Below are 18,069 nucleotides of genomic sequence, written 5' to 3'. Positions count from 1 at the left end.
TTTACGTTGCAGGAGGTATACCCCGACGTCCGAAACAACGCTAACGGCAACATTTCACTCTGCGAGACGCTATCCAGGGTTTATTTTTGTTGCTGCAAAGCGCAGGTAAAACCTGAAAACGGCACGCAAAATTCAATAATCCAGGGGAAAAAGTGTGACAAAGGCTACGTCACACAGCGGTGACGTGTATAATAAGCCCGTATGTAGGACTTCTTCGCTAACACATACAAAAGACTCTCATGGCTCAAGGCACGCTTTATATTGTTTCTGCCCCTAGTGGCGCGGGTAAATCCAGCCTTATTCAGGCACTGTTAAAAACCCAACCGTTGTACGACACACAGGTTTCTGTTTCTCACACCACGCGTCAGCCGCGTCCGGGTGAAGTGCACGGTGAACACTATTTCTTTGTGAATCACGACGAATTCAGGGCGATGATTAGCAGAGATGCGTTTCTTGAACACGCGGAAGTTTTCGGTAACTACTACGGTACCTCGCGTGAAACCATTGAGCAGGTTCTGGCAACAGGCGTGAATGTGTTCCTGGATATCGACTGGCAGGGCGCACAGCAGATTCGCAAGAAAATGCCTGATTCGCGCAGTATCTTTATTTTACCGCCATCGAAAGACGAGCTGGATCGCCGTCTGCGTGGCCGTGGCCAGGACAGCGAAGAAGTGATCGCGAAGCGTATGGAACAGGCAGTTGCAGAAATGAGCCATTACGCGGAATATGATTACCTTATTGTGAATGATGATTTTGATGCCGCGCTGAGCGATCTCAAAACCATTCTTCGCGCAGAACGCCTGCGTATGAGCCGCCAGAAGCAGCGACATGACGCATTAATCACCAAACTGTTGGCAGACTGAACCCACTTTCAGTATCATGCCCAGTCATTTCTTCACCTGTGGAGCATTTTAAGTATGGCACGCGTAACTGTTCAGGACGCTGTAGAGAAAATTGGTAACCGTTTTGACCTGGTGCTGGTCGCCGCGCGTCGCGCTCGTCAGATGCAGGTAGGCGGTAAAGATCCGCTGGTACCGGAAGAAAACGATAAAACCACCGTTATTGCACTTCGCGAAATCGAAGAAGGTCTGATCAACAACCAGATCCTCGACGTGCGTGAGCGCCAGGAGCAGCAAGAGCAGGAAGCCGCAGAACTGCAGGCCGTAACCGCCATTGCTGAAGGTCGTCGTTAATTAAACCTGCGGGTCGCCCTTGTATCTGTTTGAAAGCCTGAATCAACTGATTCAACACTACCTGCCGGAAGACCAGATTAAGCGTCTCCAGCAGGCGTATCTCGTTGCACGTGACGCTCACGAGGGCCAGACACGTTCAAGCGGTGAACCCTATATCACGCACCCGGTAGCGGTGGCCTGTATTCTGGCCGAGATGAAACTCGACTACGAAACGCTGATGGCTGCCCTGCTGCATGACGTGATTGAAGATACCCCCGCCACCTATCAGGACATGGAACAGCTGTTTGGCAAAAGCGTTGCCGAACTGGTGGAAGGGGTCTCTAAGCTTGATAAGCTGAATTTCCGCGACAAGAAAGAGGCGCAAGCCGAAAACTTCCGCAAGATGATTATGGCGATGGTGCAGGATATCCGCGTCATTCTCATCAAACTCGCTGACCGTACCCACAACATGCGCACGCTGGGCTCACTTCGCCCGGATAAACGTCGCCGCATTGCCCGTGAAACCCTCGAAATCTACAGTCCGCTGGCGCACCGTTTAGGTATCCATCACATTAAAACCGAGCTGGAAGAGCTGGGTTTTGAAGCGTTGTACCCGAACCGCTACCGCGTGATTAAAGAGGTGGTGAAAGCCGCACGTGGTAACCGCAAAGAGATGATTCAAAAGATCCTCTCTGAAATCGAAGGGCGTTTACAGGAAGCGGGAATTCCGTGCCGCGTCAGCGGTCGCGAAAAACATCTGTACTCCATCTACTGCAAAATGGTGCTCAAAGAGCAGCGTTTCCATTCGATTATGGATATCTACGCATTCCGCGTGGTTGTTCATGACGCCGATACCTGTTATCGCGTGTTGGGCCAGATGCACAGCCTGTATAAACCGCGTCCGGGGCGCGTTAAAGATTACATCGCCATTCCAAAAGCGAACGGCTATCAATCTTTGCATACCTCGATGATCGGGCCACACGGCGTACCTGTTGAGGTGCAAATCCGCACCGAAGACATGGACCAGATGGCAGAGATGGGTGTCGCAGCGCACTGGGCTTATAAAGAGCACGGTAGCGAAAGCAGCACTACTGCACAAATCCGCGCCCAGCGCTGGATGCAAAGCCTGCTGGAGCTGCAGCAGAGTGCGGGTAGCTCGTTTGAATTTATCGAGAGCGTTAAATCCGATCTCTTCCCGGATGAGATTTACGTTTTCACCCCAGAAGGGCGCATTGTCGAACTGCCTGCGGGTGCTACACCGGTCGACTTCGCTTACGCCGTGCATACCGATATCGGCCATGCCTGCGTGGGTGCGCGCGTCGACAGACAGCCTTATCCGTTGTCTCAGCCGCTCTCCAGCGGTCAGACGGTGGAAATTATTACCGCACCGGGCGCACGTCCGAACGCGGCCTGGCTGAACTTTGTCGTGAGCTCCAAAGCGCGCGCTAAAATCCGTCAGTTGCTGAAAAACCTCAAGCGTGATGACTCCGTCAGCCTGGGACGCCGCCTGCTCAACCACGCGTTGGGTGGTAGCCGTAAGCTGGCTGAAATCCCGAAAGAAAACATCCAGCGTGAGCTGGAGCGTATGAAGCTCGCTTCGCTTGATGATCTGCTGGCAGAGATTGGCCTCGGCAACGCCATGAGCGTGGTGGTGGCGAAGAACCTGCAACAGGGCGATACCTCTGCGGTTCCGACAACAACACCAGGCCACGGCCACCTGCCGATAAAAGGCGCGGACGGGGTGCTTATCACCTTCGCAAAATGTTGCCGTCCAATTCCTGGTGACCCAATTATTGCGCACGTCAGCCCAGGCAAAGGTCTGGTTATTCACCACGAGTCCTGTCGTAACATCCGTGGCTACCAGAAAGAGCCTGAGAAGTTTATGGCGGTCGAGTGGGATAAAGAGACAGCGCAGGAATTTATCGCCGAAATTAAGGTGGATATGTTCAACCACCAGGGTGCGCTGGCGAACCTGACGGCGGCAATCAATACGGCGTCTTCCAATATTCAGAGCCTGAACACGGAAGAAAAAGATGGCCGCGTGTACAGCGCCTTTATTCGTCTGACCGCCCGTGACCGCGTGCATCTGGCGAACATTATGCGCAAGATCCGCGTCATGCCGGACGTTATCAAAGTCACCCGAAACCGAAACTAGATTAATGAATTCAAAACGTTACGAGCGGATCTGCGAAATGCTCGCCAGGCGTCAGCCTGACCTGACAGTCTGCATGGAGCAGGTCCATAAACCTCATAACGTCTCTGCTATTGTCCGTACCGCAGACGCCGTCGGCGTGCATGAAGTCCACGCCGTCTGGACGGGCACTCGCATGCGTACGATGGTGTCCGCCGCTGCGGGCAGTAACAGCTGGGTTTCTGTCAAAAGCCATCAAACCATCGGTGAAGCGGTATCACATCTGAAAGATCGCGGTATGCAGGTTCTTGCAACCCACCTTTCCGACAAAGCCGTGGATTTCCGTGAGATCGACTATACCCGCCCGACCTGCATTTTGATGGGTCAGGAAAAAACCGGGATCACTCAGGAAGCGCTGGAGCTGGCAGATCAGGACATCATCATCCCGATGATCGGTATGGTGCAATCCCTGAACGTATCCGTCGCCTCTGCGCTCATCTTGTATGAAGCGCAGCGCCAGCGTCAGAACGCCGGGATGTACGAGCGCAGCAACAGTATGCTGCCGGAAGACGAACAACAGCGCCTGCTGTTTGAAGGCGGTTATCCCGTACTGGCTCGCGTCGCGAAGCAGAAAAAATTACCTTACCCCCACGTCAATGCGCAGGGCGAAATCGAAGCCGATGCAGAGTGGTGGTCTACCATGCAGTACGCAGGATAAAACATGAAAGGCCGCCTGCTGGATGCCATACCGCTCAATACGCTGACGGGCGTGGGTGCGGCGCAAAGCAGTAAACTGGCCAAAATTGGCCTGCACACCCTACAGGATCTCCTGCTTCACCTCCCCCTGCGTTACGAAGACCGCACCCAGCTGTATAAGATTGGCGATCTCCTTCCTGCACTCTACGCCACCGTTGAAGGCGAAGTGCTGAACTGCAACATCACCTTCGGCGGACGCCGGATGATGACCTGCCAGATCAGCGACGGCACCGGCATTCTCACCATGCGCTTTTTCAACTTCAGCGCGGCGATGAAAAACAGCCTCGCCACGGGCCGCAGGGTACTGGCTTATGGCGAAGCCAAACGCGGCAAATATGGCGCAGAGATGATCCACCCGGAGTACCGCGTGCAGGGCGATCTCAGCACGCCAGAGTTGCAGGAGACGCTCACCCCGGTCTACCCGACGACTGAAGGGATCAAGCAGGCGACACTGCGTAAGCTCACTGACCAGGCACTGGAGCTGCTCGATACCTGCGCCATTACCGAACTGTTACCGCCTGAGCTGGCACAGGGGATGATGAGCCTGCCGGAAGCGATGCGCACCCTGCACCGCCCACCACCGTCACTGCAGCTTAGCGATTTAGAAAGCGGTAAACACCCCGCCCAACGGCGTCTTATCCTTGAGGAATTACTGGCTCATAACCTGAGCATGCTGGCACTTCGCGCGGGCGCGCAGCGTTTTCATGCCCAGCCGCTCAGCCAGCGTGATGAGCTCAAAGATAAGCTGCTGGCCTCGCTGCCGTTTAAGCCGACCGGCGCACAGGCACGTGTGACCGCTGAGATTGAACGTGATATGGCGCTTGATGTGCCGATGATGCGCCTGGTACAGGGTGATGTAGGCTCCGGTAAAACACTGGTTGCCGCCCTGGCCGCCCTGCGCGCGATTGCTCACGGTAAGCAGGTGGCACTGATGGCACCGACCGAACTGCTGGCCGAACAGCATGCAAACAATTTCCGCAACTGGTTCGCCCCGCTTGGCGTGGAAGTGGGCTGGCTCGCCGGTAAGCAAAAGGGCAAAGCGCGCCTTGCGCAACAGGATGCCATCGCCCGCGGTGATGTGCAGATGATTGTCGGCACGCATGCTATTTTCCAGGAACAGGTGCAGTTTAACGGCCTTGCGCTGGTGATTATCGACGAACAGCACCGTTTCGGTGTGCACCAGCGTCTGGCGTTGTGGGAAAAAGGTCTGCAGCAGGGCTTTCATCCGCATCAGCTGATCATGACCGCCACGCCAATTCCACGCACCCTGGCGATGACCGCCTATGCCGATCTGGATACCTCCACCATCGACGAACTGCCGCCAGGCCGTACGCCAGTCACGACCGTCGCCATTCCGGACACGCGGCGCAGCGATATCATTGACCGCGTGCGCAATGCCTGCACACACGAAGGGCGTCAGGCGTACTGGGTTTGTACGCTGATTGAAGAGTCTGAACTGCTGGAAGCACAGGCTGCAGAAGCAACGTGGGAAGAGTTAAAGCTGGCGCTGCCAGAGCTGAACGTTGGGCTGGTTCACGGACGCATGAAGCCCGCCGAAAAACAGGCGGTGATGCAGTCATTCAAACAGGGTGAGCTTCATCTGCTGGTTGCCACAACGGTTATCGAAGTGGGCGTGGACGTGCCGAACGCCAGCCTGATGATCATTGAAAACCCGGAGCGTCTGGGGCTTGCACAACTCCACCAGCTCCGTGGCCGCGTGGGACGTGGCGCGGTGGCATCGCACTGTGTGCTGCTCTACAAAGCCCCACTCTCTAAAACCGCGCAAATGCGCCTGCAGGTGTTACGCGACAGCAACGACGGCTTCGTGATTGCGCAAAAAGACCTGGAGATCCGTGGCCCGGGTGAACTGCTGGGCACACGCCAGACGGGTAACGCCGAATTCAAAGTGGCAGACTTACTGCGCGATCAGGCCATGATCCCCGAAGTTCAGCGCCTCGCACGCCATATTCATGAACGCTACCCCGAACAGGCGGCAGCGTTAATTGAGCGCTGGATGCCGGAAACCGAGCGCTATTCCAACGCCTGATATCAGGCAAACATCGGTAGCATCAGGTAAAGTTTGATCACCAGTGCGTTGACGATATCAATGAAGAACGCACCGACCATCGGTACCACCAGAAACGCCATATGAGATGGCCCAAACCGCTCGGTGATCGCCTGCATGTTCGCGATAGCCGTTGGCGTTGCCCCCAGGCCAAACCCGCAGTGCCCTGCCGCCAGTACCGCCGCATCGTAGTTTTTACCCATCATGCGCCAGGTCACGAATATGGCATACAACGCCATAAACAGAGCCTGAACCGCCAGAATCGCCACCATTGGCAGCGCCAGGGACGCCAGCTCCCAGAGTTTGAGGCTCATCAGCGCCATCGCCAGGAACAGCGACAGGCAAACGTTGCCAAGCACCGACACGGCGCGTTCAAACACGCGGTAGAAGCCCATCACCGCCAGACCGTTACTGAGGATCACCCCGATAAACAGCACACAAACAAACGTTGGCAGTTCAAACATGGAGCCCGCCAGCCATTGCGCAACCACTTTGCCCACGGTCAGGCAGATGGCAATCATGGCGATGGTTTCAATCAACACCAGCGACGTGATATTGCGCCCGACATCCGGCTTTTCAAACGCTGTGGGGACTAGCTCATCGTCTGGTCTGCCGTCTGGCGTAGCAGAATGCTTCACCAGATAACGCGCCACCGGGCCGCCAATCAACCCGCCCAGCACCAGGCCGAAGGTTGCGCAGGCCATCGCCACTTCCGTTGCGTTTTCAAAACCATAACGCTCGATAAACAGCTTACTCCACGCCGCTCCGGTACCGTGTCCACCGGACAGAGTAATTGACCCAGCCAGCAGGCCCATTAGCGGATCCAGCCCCAGCAGCGTCGCCATGCCGATACCAATGGCGTTTTGCATCAGCAGCAACCCGACCACCACAATCAAAAACACGCCGAGCACTTTACCGCCCGCACGCAGGCTCGCCAGGTTAGCATTAAGGCCGATGGTGGCAAAGAAGGCCAGCATCAGCGGGTCTTTCAGGGACATATCAAAATCGATTTCCCAGCCCATGCTTTTTTTCAGCACCAGCAGAGCCAGTGCCACCAGCAATCCACCGGCGACGGGTTCAGGAATAGTGTACTTCTTGAGAAGGGAAACGCTGTGTACCAGCTTGCGACCAAGCAGTAAAACCAGCGTTGCGGCAACAAGGGTCGACAACGTATCAAGATGAATCATAAAAGGCTCCTTTTGTGCGCGTGTTCCTTACACACGCGGCGTTATCCTGGCCGGTTTGCGCTCGTCATGAGCCACCGGCGGAAAAAGTGTAATTTTTTTTCCTCATGGGTTGTAGAAAAGCTGTCCGCAGTAGCAGATTTTCTTGTCATTTTTTGTTGGCAATCGTTTGCTTTTACCAGATGGTCAGATAAAATGCCCGCTTTTCCACCGTGGGATTGTCGTCGATGTCCGTTAACACCATAGAGTCTCCTGATGCGCAACCGATTGCGCAGAAGCAAAATAGCGAACTGATTTACCGCCTTGAAGACCGTCCACCGCTGCCGCAGACGCTATTCGCCGCCTGCCAGCATCTTCTGGCTATGTTCGTTGCGGTAATCACCCCCGCGCTGCTGATTTGCCAGGCACTCGGTTTACCGGCTCAGGACACACAGCACATCATCAGCATGTCTCTCTTTGCCTCCGGCGTGGCCTCGATTATTCAAATTAAAGCGTGGGGTCCGGTGGGATCTGGATTGTTATCAATTCAGGGCACCAGTTTTAACTTTGTGGCACCGCTGATCATGGGCGGTACGGCACTGAAAACCGGTGGTGCGGATGTCCCGACCATGATGGCTGCGCTCTTTGGCACGCTGATGCTGGCAAGCTGCACGGAAATGGTTATCTCCCGCGTTCTTCACCTGGCACGCCGCGTGATCACCCCGCTGGTATCCGGCGTGGTGGTGATGATTATCGGCCTGTCGCTGATTCAGGTCGGCCTGACCTCCATCGGCGGGGGTTATGCGGCCATGAGCGACCACACGTTCGGCGCACCGAAAAATCTGCTGCTGGCGGGTGTGGTGCTGGCTATCATTATTCTGCTTAACCGTCAGCGTAACCCTTACCTGCGCGTGGCCTCGCTGGTGATCGCAATGGCGGCCGGTTATCTGCTGGCATGGGCACTGGGTATGCTGCCGGAACACACGGCATCCACAAACACGGCACTGATCACCGTCCCCACTCCGCTCTACTACGGCCTGGGCATTGACTGGGGTCTGCTGCTGCCACTGATGCTGGTCTTTATGATCACCTCGCTTGAAACCATCGGGGATATCACGGCCACCTCTGACGTTTCTGAGCAGCCGGTTTCCGGCCCGCTATACATGAAGCGCCTGAAGGGCGGCGTGCTGGCGAACGGGCTGAACTCGTTTGTCTCTGCGGTCTTCAACACCTTCCCGAACTCCTGCTTCGGCCAGAACAACGGGGTGATCCAGTTGACCGGCGTTGCCAGCCGTTACGTCGGTTTTGTGGTTGCGCTGATGCTGATCGTCCTCGGCCTGTTCCCGGCGGTGAGCGGCTTTGTCCAGCACATCCCTGAACCGGTACTGGGCGGCGCGACGCTGGTGATGTTCGGGACGATTGCGGCCTCAGGCGTGCGTATCGTCTCCCGCGAGCCGCTGAACCGTCGCGCAATTATGATTATTGCGCTGTCACTGGCCGTTGGTCTGGGCGTTTCCCAGCAACCGCTGATCCTGCAGTTTGCTCCGGACTGGGTGAAAAACCTGCTCTCTTCCGGCATCGCGGCAGGGGGTATCACCGCTATCGTACTGAACCTCGTTTTCCCGCCTGAAAAAAATTGATCGTCATCACGGCAGGCTGTCAATGCCTGCCGTGACATCTTATTACGCCATTCCCGCCTTGAGGATTGCGCATAAATCGTGCATAACTCCTTTATGTGCGTTTTGCGGGATGGAAGACCATGAAATTTATTGGAAAGCTACTCGTCTATCTTCTGGTAGCCCTGCTCATTGTGGTGCTGGCGCTCTATATCCTGCTCCAGACCCGCTGGGGCGCGTCACAGGTCAGCAGTTGGGTAACGGTGAATACCGATTACGAACTCAATTTTGACCTGATGGATCACCGCTTTTCATCGCCTTCCCACATCATTCTGGAAAACGTCACCTTTGGCCGTGATGGCAAACCCGCCACGCTGGTTGCGAAAAAGGTCGATATTGGTTTAAGCAGCCGCCAGTTTACCGACCCGCTGCATATGGACACCATCACCCTGTCTGATGGCACGCTGAACCTCTCTCCGCAAACCGCACCGCTGCCCTTCCAGGCAGACCGTCTGCAACTGGACAACATGGCCTTTAACAGCCCCAATACAGAGTGGGATTTAAGCGCCCAAAAAGTCACGGGTGGCGTCAGCCCGTGGCAGCCTGAAGCAGGTAACGTGCTGGGTCAAAACGCACAAATCCAGATGAGCGCAGGCTCACTCACCCTCAACGGTGTTCCGGCCAGTAATGTGCTGATCCAGGGCCAGATCAACGGCAAAGAGGTGGTGCTGAATACCATCGGGGCCGATATGGCGCGCGGCTCGCTCACGGGCTCTGCCCTGCGCAACGCGGATGGTAGCTGGATCATCGACACCCTGCGCCTGAATGAGACCCGCCTGCAGAGCGATAAGTCGCTGATGGATTTCTTCACTCCCATTACCACACTGCCCTCCCTGCAGATTGGGCGGCTGGAAGTCACCGATGCCAGCCTCCAGGGGCCGGACTGGGCGGTTACCGACCTCGATTTAAGCCTGCGTAACATGACGCTGAGCAAAGGCGACTGGCAGAGTCAGGAGGGACGTTTGTCCATGAATGCCAGCGAATTTATCTATGGCTCAGTGCATCTTTTCGACCCGATCCTGAATGCGGAATTCTCCCCGCAGGGCGTGGCGCTGCGCCAGTTCACCTCACGCTGGGAAGGCGGTATGGTGCGCACCTCCGGCAACTGGCTGCGCGACGGTAAAGCGCTGGAGCTGGACGATGCCGCCATCGCGGGTCTGGAATACACCCTGCCACAGAACTGGAAAACGCTGTGGATGGATCCGCTACCCGAATGGCTAAACAGCGTGACGCTGAAAAAATTTGGCCTGAGTCGTAACCTGGTGATTGATATCGACCCGGCCTTCCCGTGGCAAATTACCTCTCTTGATGGTTACGGCGCGAACCTGCAGGTGGTAAAAGACCGGCGGTGGGGCGTTTGGGGTGGCAGCGCCACATTGAACGGCGCGGCGGCGACGTTTAACCGCGTGGACGTGCGTCGCCCGTCGCTGTCGCTGAATGCCAACGCGTCAACGGTTAATATCACCGAGCTCAGCGCCTTTACCGAGAAAGGGATCCTGGAAGCTACCGCGACGGTTTCACAACTGCCACAGCGACAAACCACCGTGAGCCTGAACGGGCGCGGTGTGCCGCTGAATATCATTAACCAGTGGGGCTGGCCAGCATTGCCTGTTACGGGAGATGGCAATATTCAACTGACCGCGACTGGCAGCGTGCAGGCAAACGCCCCACTGAAGCCAACGGTAAACGGCAAGCTGAGCGCGGCAAATATGGATAAACAGCAGGTACAGCAGGTGATGACCGGTGGCGTGGTGACAACCGTTCCGGCGGCTCCGCCCTCACCCCAGCCCTCTCCCTAACAGGGAGAGGGAGTAAACCATTCCCTCGCCCCTTTGGGGAGAAGATGAGGGGGCTCAGAGATGGATCACAATCTCATTCCCCTGCGCTTTCACCACCACGCCCCACTCGCTACCGGCATGGGAACCACCTTTCACTTCGCTGACCTGCTGCACGTTACGCAAACAGACCGACCAGTTTTGCGCCTCGCCTTCGCCCTGGAGGATCACCGTGTCGCCCTGGCGTGTCGCTTTCAGCGTAAATACCACCGAACCGTCCGCCGCAGGCACTTCGCTGATTGCCGTTGCGCCATCGCTCAGGTTAAACAGCTGGAAGGTTGTGCCCTCGTTCCACGCATAGTCCGGTTTCTGGTTATTATTGCCCAGCGCCAGCAGGGTGTTGTCACGCACGTAGACCGGCAGGCTCTGGAAACCATGCTGCTGTTTATGCCAGCGGCTGCCCTGGATTTCATCGTTGTGCCACAGGTGCGTCCAGCGTCCTTCCGGCAGGTAGAACTGCACGTCACCCGCTTCGGAGAATACCGGCGCAACCAGCACTGAATCCCCCAGCATGTACTGGCGGTCGAGGTAATCGCACGCTGGATCGTCCGGGAACTCCAGTATCATCGCACGCAGCATCGGCGTGCCGCACTCGCGCGCCAGCGCCGCCTGACGGTACAGGTACGGCATCATCTGGCATTTCAGCTGGGTGAAGTGACGTACGACGTCGCAGGACTCGTCATCATACGCCCACGGCACACGGTAGGATTTGCTGCCGTGCAGGCGGCTGTGGCTGGAGAGCAGCCCGAACGCACACCAGCGTTTGTAAACGTGCGCCGGAGCCGTGTTTTCGAACCCGCCGATATCGTGGCTCCAGAAACCAAAGCCGGACAGGCCAATCGACAGCCCGCCGCGCAGGCTTTCAGCCATTGATTCGTAGTTGGCATAGCAGTCGCCGCCCCAGTGAACCGGGAACTGTTGCGCCCCGACGGACGCCGAGCGGGCAAACAGCACCGCTTCATCGTCGCCCACCGTCTCTTTCAGCACGTTCCACACCAGCGCGTTATAGATGTAGGCGTAGTGGTTGTGCATCTTCTGCGGGTCAGCGCCGTCAAACCACTGGACATCCGTCGGGATGCGCTCACCGAAATCGGTCTTGAAGCAGTCGACACCGATATCCACCAGGCCTTTCAGCTTGCTGGCATACCACTGGCACGCTTCCGGGTTGGTGAAGTCATAAATTGCCAGCCCCGGCTGCCACTTATCCCACTGCCACAGGGAACCGTCCGGGCGCTTGAGCAGGTAGTCCTTCTCTTTCAGCTCCTGGAATACTGGTGATTTCTGGCCGATGTACGGGTTGATCCACACGCAGACCTTCAGCCCTTTCGCTTTCAGGCGGCGGATCATGCCTGCCGGATCCGGGAAGGTCACCGGGTCCCATTCAAAATCGCACCACTGGAACGCCTTCATCCAGAAGCAGTCGAAGTGGAATACGTGCAGCGGCAGGTTGCGCGCGGCCATGCCGTCGATAAAGCTGTTCACCGTGGCTTCGTCGTAGTTGGTGGTGAACGAGGTGGTCAGCCACAGGCCGAACGACCACGCGGGCGGCAGCGCCGGACGCCCGGTGAACTGCGTATAGCGGTTCAGCACCGCTTTTGGCGTCGGGCCGTCGATCACGAAATATTCGAGAGACTCGCCTTCCACGCTGAACTGCACTTTGGAGACTTTCTCGGAGCCGATTTCAAACGACACATTTTCCGGGTGGTTGACCAGCACGCCGTAGCCACGGTTGGTGAGGTAGAACGGGATGTTTTTGTACGACTGTTCGGTACTGGTACCACCATCACGGTTCCAGGTTTCGACCGTCTGGCCGTTGCGCACCAGCGCGGTAAAGCGTTCGCCCAGGCCGTAGACCGTTTCACCCACGCCCAGATCCAGACGCTCAAACATATAGTTGCGATCGGTGTTGCCGTCCTGCACGTAGCCGTTATTTTTCAGCTGGCTGCCAGTCAGGCGCTGGCCATCGCGCAGGAAATCCAGCGCCCAGAACTCACCTTTGGTGACGCGCACGCTGATATTGCCACTTTTCAGCTCGGCAAATTCCGCGTTATTTTCAATCTCAACCTTCACGTCTTTCAGGACATTCAGTGGATAGTGTGGGCCGTTATTCAGTGCGCCCTGGAAGTGCTCAATGCGCACCCCAACAATCCCTTCCTGCGGGGCAAACAGACGAACCGTGAACATCAATGTATCGAGCTGCCAGGTCCGTTCGCGCACGTCTCGCGGTGCAACCCAGACCACCAGGTCATTGCCCTGTTGCTCCACGTCGAACACCTGCACCGGGCAGGTCACCTCCAGACCCGGTTGAATAAGCCAGTTTCCATCACTGATTTTCATGCTCTCATCCTCTTAGTTCTGTAATTCTTTGCTGATCGACAGGTTTTCAAATTCCTGCTGATTGCGGTGCGCGCCCTGCGCCAGCTCGCCCATGATTCTGGTCAGGAAGGGGGTTTTCAGCGTGTAATAACGTTTGGCGATGATGGCGCTCAGCACGTAGCAGGCCGCCGGAACCAGCGTGAACAGACCGATAATGATGCTGATGGTGGCACTGTTCTGGGTTTTGGCTGCGGCGTCATAACCGCCACCTGCCAGCATCCAGCCAATCAACGCGCCGCCCAGTGCCAGGCCCAGCTTCAGCACGAACAAGGTGCCTGCAAAGCTGATGCCGGTCAGGCGTTTGCCGTTGGTCCATTCGCCGTAATCGACGGTGTCGGACATCATCACCCACTGGATTGGCGTCACCAGCTGGTGCAGCACGCCAATGACGAAGATAAAGGCGAACATCACCACGCTGGCATGCATTGGCACGAAGAACATCGCCACGCTGACCACTGCCAGAGCGGCATTAGTCCACCAGAAGATGCTGACTTTGCATTTCCAGTCGGTAAGCGGTTTTGCCAGCGCAGAGCCGATCAGGTTGCCGACACAGTAGGTGGTGAGGAACGCGACGAAGATTTCCGGCGAGCCCATGATCCAGGTGCAGTAGTACATCATCGCCCCACCGCGCACGCAGACGGCGAGGATATTGAGGATGGTGAGCACACCCACGATGCGCCACTGGTCGTTGCGCCAGATGTCGCGCAGATCTTCCCGCATGGAGGTGGTGCTCGGCGGCACCTGGATACGCTCTTTAGTCGTGAAGAAGCAGAAAGCCAGCATCAGGAACGCCACCACCGACAGCACGGCGATCCCGCCCTGGAAGCCAAAGGCTTTATCTTCGCCGCCAATCAGGTTCACCAGCGGCATCATCAGCACCGTGGAGAGCATGCCGCCTGCCGTTGCCAGCACAAAGCGCCAGGACTGCAGGGAGATACGCTGCGTCGGATCGTTGGTAATGACGCCACCCAGCGCGCAGTAAGGGATGTTGACCACGGTATAAAGTAGGGTCAGCAGCGTGTAGGTCACCGCGGCATAAATCAGTTTGCCGTTGTGGCTGAGGTCTGGCGTGGTGTACGCCAGCACGCAGACGATGCCGAACGGGATGGCCCCGAACAAAATCCACGGGCGGAACTTGCCCCAGCGGCTGCGGGTGCGGTCGGCAATCAGACCCATGCACGGGTCGGAAATGGCATCCAGCGCACGCGCCAGCAGGAACATGGTACCGACAAATCCGGCGGGAATGCCGAAGATATCAGTATAGAAAAACATCATGTACAACATGACGTTATCAAAAATGATGTGGCTGGCGGCATCACCCATACCGTAGCCAATCTTCTCTTTTACGGACAATACGTCGCTCATCTTTTTTATCCTTCACGCTGTAGGAGGCGCTGAAACCGGTTTCTCGTTTTTAAACCATTGTTTCAGGAGCGGGTATTGCGTTTTCTGGTTAGCCGATTACGTTTCTTGTTTTTTGTGATCGCGGTAAAAGTCACTCAGCACGAAGGTCTAACTTGAGGATTTTCTTAGGAATTAACTGAAATGACCGTGTGCAGGTCAAAAGAGAGGTGAAAAAAGTGTGTTTTGGTATGTGGTAAATGCCTGAAAGTAGCTATAATGCGCCCCGCCTCCATGTAGCAATGCAGGCGCGGAAGATCGTCATCTCCGGTGAGGTGGCTGGACTTCAAATCCAGTTGGGGACGCCAGCGTTCCCGGGCAGGTTCGACTCCTGTGATCTTCCGCCAAAAGTTTCTATAATTCTAAAGATCCTTTCATTTTATTCTGTAGTGTTTCTTAAAGCATTTAACATATCAAAAAACCTCAACTAGGAATGTTACATGAATATATCATTTGGTATGGAATCGAAAGATATTATTATGACAATTGCAGTTATAGTAGGTCCAGTTCTTGCTGTTCAAATACAGAAAAGATTGGAGCTATTTAGGGAAAGGAAACAAAGCCGCCTATCAATCTTCAGAATTCTAATGTCGACAAGAGCCCAAAGACTGCATAGGGAACATGTACAAGCATTAAACATGATTGATATAGAGTTTTACGGAAGAAAAATCCCCATATTAAAAATTAGATACCAAACTAAAAAAGAACAAGCTGTGACGCATGCTTGGAAAAGTTACAACAGCCATTTAAATAAGATAAATGACTACCCAGACATTAATATCTGGATATCAAAATCAGATGATTTATTTACTGAATTACTCTATGCTCTTTCACAAGCAATGAGTTACGATTTTGATAAAGTTCAATTACAAAGAGACTGTTACAGACCGGTAGCACATGGTGATTTAGAAACAACACAAGCAAATATTTTGAAAGGGCTAGAAAAAGTTTTCTCCGGTGAAAAATCTTTACCTATGTTTATAACCAATGCCCCTTTAAATAACTCAAACCAAGGCGATGAAATCGTTTCTGAAGATCCAATAGATTTCAGTCCAGAAACTCGCTGATATATTTATGCTTTTGGTTGAATTCCTCTGGATCTTAACGCCTCTCTCGCCAGCTCCTTCAACCAACTGGCGAGACTCACCCCTTCCTCAGCCGCCACTGCATCCAACTGTTCCTTCAATGCCGGATCAATACGCATTTTAAACTGCGGAGACTGCCCACCGCCTTTTGGTTTTTTTTCGCGCGATATGATTGACATGAGGCCACCTATCCATCTACTCTGACACATATAGGAGGCCACCTAACCCCCCCCCTTTACTTGCAACGCCCCGATGTGCGGGAACACAAACGGAGCGTCTAACCTCACCAACTATCAAGGAGTTGATTATGGCTGATTCGCATTCTACCCCAGACACCGACCAATCCGGAACCGAGCGTTCGTTAATTGTGGGATACCGCCCGAATGTTTTCGACAAATCCACGCCCAATATTATTCTTTCCGGCAAGTGGTTACGCGCGGCGGGGTTTGATACCGGGCATCAGGTGACGGTGAAGGTGATGAAAGGGTGCATCGTTCTGGTGGCGTATAGCGAGAATGAGCAGAGGTTGCTGGACGAATACAAACGGACGAAGGCAAAGCTCATTCAGATAGAAGAAGCGCTTGCAGCGATTCAAACTCAACTTCCTGGAAAGCTCCTCGCAAAATCAGTAACAACTCCCCGGGCTTAGCGGCTATTTCTGGCATACTACGAGCGTAAAGACATACACCTTAAAACGCGGAGGCAGCATGACATATGAAGAATTAATAAATTCGCCAGCAGGTGAATTTGTCATGTTTGCCAGCGGGGATGGAAAAGTACGTATCGAATGCCGATTTGAAAGCGATACTTTGTGGCTTTCACAGGCCATGATCTGCGACTTATACAGCAAGGCCAAAGCAACGATCAGCGGGCATATCAAGAATATCTTTGATGAGGGAGAGTTGGTCGAAAATTCAGTTGTTCGGTTTTACCGAACAACTGCCAGCGATGGTAAAACCTACAATGTTCAATACCTTAGCCTGCCCGTCATTCTCGCCATCGGCTACCGTGTCCGCTCCACGCGAGGCACACAGTTCCGCCAGTGGGCCACCCAGACGCTGCAGTAATACCTGGTAAAAGGCTTCGTCATGGACGATGAGCGGCTGAGGAATCCGCCCGTTGGTTCCTCCGCCGTACCCGATTATTTCGATGACATGCTGGAACGCATTCGCGACATTCGGGCCAGCAAACGCCGGGTTTATCTACGGGTCAGGGAGATTTTTGCATTAGCGGCTGACTATCAGCCCTCGCTTAAAGAAACCACGCAATTCTTCCAGACCATCCAGAATAAACTGCATTTTGCCTGCACAGGCCACACCGCTGCGGAGTTGATTCACCAACGCGCAGACGCCAGTCAACCGCATATGGGGCTGACCCACTATAAAGGCGAAGAAGTCCGTAAAAGCGATGTCACCACCGCCAAAAATTATCTGTCCCAGGATGAAGTGAACGAGCTTAATCGCGTCGTTAATATGTGGCTGGATTTTGCCGAAGATCAGGCCAGACATCGCCAGCAGGTATTTTTACGAGACTGGCAAACCAGACTCGATCAGTTCCTGCAATTTAACGACCGGGACGTTTTAGACGGGGCAGGTAAAATCAGCAAGAAAGCGGCTGATGAAAAGGCGTGTTCGGAATACAGTCAGTTTGAAAAAAAACAGCGCCTGCTTAAAGAAGCCGAAGGAGAAAAAGATATCGTCGGCTTATTAAAATGGGATAAGCAGGCTAAGCGCTAACCTCGGTATTTCCACTCAACCGCATATGCAGCAACGGAAACGGATTACCCTGCCCGTCCAGTTCCGAGCGCCCTACCTGCTCAAACCCCATATGGCGATAAAACGCCACGCCCTGCGGGTTTTGCTCGTTCACATCCACTTCATTCGCACTGAACTCTGCGATGGCGTATTTCAGCAGTAATTTGCCGACGCCCTTACCCCGGCTTACGTCGTCGACAAACAGCATTTCAATGCGGTTTTCATCAACGCCCAAAAAGCCATGAATAACGCCGGTTTCATCGCGGGCAATGGCGACGTTGAGGTTTGGCAGATACACGTTGAGCAATAACGGACGCAGTGCCGCAATATCGCTTTCCTGTAAAAAGTGGTGGGTGGCGCGAACGGAGGATCCCCAGATTGCGACCAGACGTTCGAAGTGTGAGGGAAGTGCGGTTTCTATTTTCATGAGGGGGATCATGTGCGGATAACCACGTTAATTCAAGTCTATCCCGGTTGCCTGTTCCCCCTCACCCCATCCCTCTCCCTCAAGGGAGAGGAGGTATTCTGTGAAGTGGTCTACTTAATTTGGACACGACCTGAGGTTCTTTGTCTTTCCATCTCGGCAGGTGTTAACCCTCCGTTGTTTTTATGCGGCCTTACCCGGTTGTAATACCCACTCAGGTACTGAACCACA

General features: G+C 54.8%; 14 protein-coding genes, 1 tRNA gene and 1 pseudogene. 11 read left to right on the top strand and 5 right to left on the bottom strand.

The window, feature by feature from the left end; translation table 11 throughout:
* Window positions 1-239 precede the first annotated feature (239 nt).
* Genes gmk through recG form a run of 5 tightly spaced genes read left to right on the top strand, consistent with a single transcriptional unit; the run spans window position 240 to window position 6,106 of the window.
* A complete protein-coding gene (gene gmk, locus ACHHZ6_RS16495) occupies window positions 240-863 on the top strand; it encodes a guanylate kinase (RefSeq protein ID WP_182273127.1) in 624 nt (207 codons plus the stop codon).
* A 54-nt stretch (window positions 864-917) separates the two neighbouring features.
* Complete coding sequence (rpoZ, locus tag ACHHZ6_RS16490; protein WP_000135058.1) at window positions 918-1,193, top strand: DNA-directed RNA polymerase subunit omega; 276 nt, start codon at window positions 918-920, stop codon at window positions 1,191-1,193.
* Between the two features lie 19 nt (window positions 1,194-1,212).
* Window positions 1,213-3,327 carry a bifunctional GTP diphosphokinase/guanosine-3',5'-bis pyrophosphate 3'-pyrophosphohydrolase gene (gene spoT, locus ACHHZ6_RS16485; RefSeq protein WP_182919190.1) on the top strand — a complete coding sequence of 705 codons (2,115 nt, stop codon included), beginning with the start codon at window positions 1,213-1,215 and terminating at the stop codon, window positions 3,325-3,327.
* 4 nt (window positions 3,328-3,331) lie between these two features.
* Entirely contained in the window at window positions 3,332-4,021 is a 690-nt protein-coding gene (gene trmH / locus ACHHZ6_RS16480; RefSeq protein WP_182273129.1) for a tRNA (guanosine(18)-2'-O)-methyltransferase TrmH, read from the top strand.
* Window positions 4,022-4,024: 3 nt separating this feature from the next.
* On the top strand, window positions 4,025-6,106 hold the full coding sequence (recG, locus tag ACHHZ6_RS16475) for an ATP-dependent DNA helicase RecG (protein ID WP_182273130.1): 2,082 nt from the start codon (window positions 4,025-4,027) through the stop codon (window positions 6,104-6,106).
* Between the two features lie 2 nt (window positions 6,107-6,108).
* Here the strand turns inward: recG and gltS are convergent, their stop codons facing one another.
* A complete protein-coding gene (gltS, locus tag ACHHZ6_RS16470; protein ID WP_182919189.1) occupies window positions 6,109-7,311 on the bottom strand; it encodes a sodium/glutamate symporter in 1,203 nt (400 codons plus the stop codon).
* A gap of 224 nt (window positions 7,312-7,535) precedes the next feature.
* Between gltS and xanP the strand changes: the two genes are divergently transcribed.
* Window positions 7,536-8,927 (top strand): xanthine/proton symporter XanP, encoded by a 1,392-nt coding sequence (gene xanP / locus ACHHZ6_RS16465; protein ID WP_182273131.1) that lies wholly within the window; start codon window positions 7,536-7,538, stop codon window positions 8,925-8,927.
* 119 nt (window positions 8,928-9,046) lie between these two features.
* Entirely contained in the window at window positions 9,047-10,762 is a 1,716-nt protein-coding gene (locus tag ACHHZ6_RS16460) for an AsmA family protein (protein ID WP_395122743.1), read from the top strand.
* A 54-nt stretch (window positions 10,763-10,816) separates the two neighbouring features.
* Here the strand turns inward: ACHHZ6_RS16460 and yicI are convergent, their stop codons facing one another.
* The gene (gene yicI, locus ACHHZ6_RS16455) at window positions 10,817-13,135 is read right to left on the bottom strand and encodes an alpha-xylosidase (protein ID WP_395122741.1); all 2,319 of its coding nucleotides are present in this window, start codon (window positions 13,133-13,135) and stop codon (window positions 10,817-10,819) included.
* A 12-nt stretch (window positions 13,136-13,147) separates the two neighbouring features.
* Window positions 13,148-14,539 carry a glycoside-pentoside-hexuronide family transporter gene (locus tag ACHHZ6_RS16450; RefSeq protein ID WP_395122739.1) on the bottom strand — a complete coding sequence of 464 codons (1,392 nt, stop codon included), beginning with the start codon at window positions 14,537-14,539 and terminating at the stop codon, window positions 13,148-13,150.
* Window positions 14,540-14,827: 288 nt separating this feature from the next.
* On the opposite strand from ACHHZ6_RS16450, the gene ACHHZ6_RS16445 reads away from it, so the two are divergent.
* Together ACHHZ6_RS16445 and ACHHZ6_RS16440 are read left to right on the top strand one after the other, a co-directional pair.
* Window positions 14,828-14,922: transfer RNA gene (locus ACHHZ6_RS16445), tRNA-Sec, on the top strand.
* A 93-nt stretch (window positions 14,923-15,015) separates the two neighbouring features.
* Window positions 15,016-15,642: a DUF6680 family protein gene (locus ACHHZ6_RS16440; RefSeq protein WP_395122737.1), complete on the top strand. Its 627-nt coding sequence runs from the start codon at window positions 15,016-15,018 to the stop codon at window positions 15,640-15,642.
* Window positions 15,643-15,647: 5 nt separating this feature from the next.
* Here the strand turns inward: ACHHZ6_RS16440 and ACHHZ6_RS16435 are convergent, their stop codons facing one another.
* Window positions 15,648-15,839 (bottom strand): toxin-antitoxin system HicB family antitoxin, encoded by a 192-nt coding sequence (locus ACHHZ6_RS16435; protein WP_395122735.1) that lies wholly within the window; start codon window positions 15,837-15,839, stop codon window positions 15,648-15,650.
* Window positions 15,840-15,967: 128 nt separating this feature from the next.
* On the opposite strand from ACHHZ6_RS16435, the gene ACHHZ6_RS16430 reads away from it, so the two are divergent.
* Window positions 15,968-16,309 carry a SymE family type I addiction module toxin gene (locus tag ACHHZ6_RS16430; protein ID WP_182273140.1) on the top strand — a complete coding sequence of 114 codons (342 nt, stop codon included), beginning with the start codon at window positions 15,968-15,970 and terminating at the stop codon, window positions 16,307-16,309.
* A gap of 58 nt (window positions 16,310-16,367) precedes the next feature.
* A pseudogene (locus ACHHZ6_RS16425) lies at window positions 16,368-17,396 on the top strand (virulence RhuM family protein).
* Here ACHHZ6_RS16425 and ACHHZ6_RS16420 read toward each other — a convergent pair.
* Complete coding sequence (locus ACHHZ6_RS16420; protein ID WP_395122733.1) at window positions 17,386-17,841, bottom strand: GNAT family N-acetyltransferase; 456 nt, start codon at window positions 17,839-17,841, stop codon at window positions 17,386-17,388. The pseudogene ACHHZ6_RS16425 and the gene ACHHZ6_RS16420 sit on opposite strands and share 11 nt — an antisense overlap.
* Window positions 17,842-18,069 lie beyond the last annotated feature (228 nt).

The sequence above is a fragment of the Enterobacter cloacae complex sp. 2024EL-00214 genome (assembly GCF_043945575.1).
GTDB classification, from domain to species: Bacteria; Pseudomonadota; Gammaproteobacteria; order Enterobacterales; family Enterobacteriaceae; genus Enterobacter; species Enterobacter cloacae_P.
Note: the sequence above shows the minus strand (reverse complement) of the source record. Positions and strands in the feature narration are given on the sequence as shown.

Excerpts from the sequence above, each read along its gene's own strand:
- xanP (WP_182273131.1), top strand. The coding sequence starts at position 7,536 with ATGTCCGTTAACACCATAGAGTCTCCTGATGCGCAACCGATTGCGCAG.
- gmk (WP_182273127.1), top strand. The coding sequence starts at position 240 with ATGGCTCAAGGCACGCTTTATATTGTTTCTGCCCCTAGTGGCGCGGGT.
- ACHHZ6_RS16450 (WP_395122739.1), bottom strand. The coding sequence starts at position 14,539 with ATGAGCGACGTATTGTCCGTAAAAGAGAAGATTGGCTACGGTATGGGT.
- ACHHZ6_RS16440 (WP_395122737.1), top strand. The coding sequence starts at position 15,016 with ATGAATATATCATTTGGTATGGAATCGAAAGATATTATTATGACAATT.
- ACHHZ6_RS16430 (WP_182273140.1), top strand. The coding sequence starts at position 15,968 with ATGGCTGATTCGCATTCTACCCCAGACACCGACCAATCCGGAACCGAG.
- ACHHZ6_RS16460 (WP_395122743.1), top strand. The coding sequence starts at position 9,047 with ATGAAATTTATTGGAAAGCTACTCGTCTATCTTCTGGTAGCCCTGCTC.
- trmH (WP_182273129.1), top strand. The coding sequence starts at position 3,332 with ATGAATTCAAAACGTTACGAGCGGATCTGCGAAATGCTCGCCAGGCGT.
- recG (WP_182273130.1), top strand. The coding sequence starts at position 4,025 with ATGAAAGGCCGCCTGCTGGATGCCATACCGCTCAATACGCTGACGGGC.
- gltS (WP_182919189.1), bottom strand. The coding sequence starts at position 7,311 with ATGATTCATCTTGATACGTTGTCGACCCTTGTTGCCGCAACGCTGGTT.
- ACHHZ6_RS16435 (WP_395122735.1), bottom strand. The coding sequence starts at position 15,839 with ATGTCAATCATATCGCGCGAAAAAAAACCAAAAGGCGGTGGGCAGTCT.
- yicI (WP_395122741.1), bottom strand. The coding sequence starts at position 13,135 with ATGAAAATCAGTGATGGAAACTGGCTTATTCAACCGGGTCTGGAGGTG.
- ACHHZ6_RS16420 (WP_395122733.1), bottom strand. The coding sequence starts at position 17,841 with ATGAAAATAGAAACCGCACTTCCCTCACACTTCGAACGTCTGGTCGCA.
- rpoZ (WP_000135058.1), top strand. The coding sequence starts at position 918 with ATGGCACGCGTAACTGTTCAGGACGCTGTAGAGAAAATTGGTAACCGT.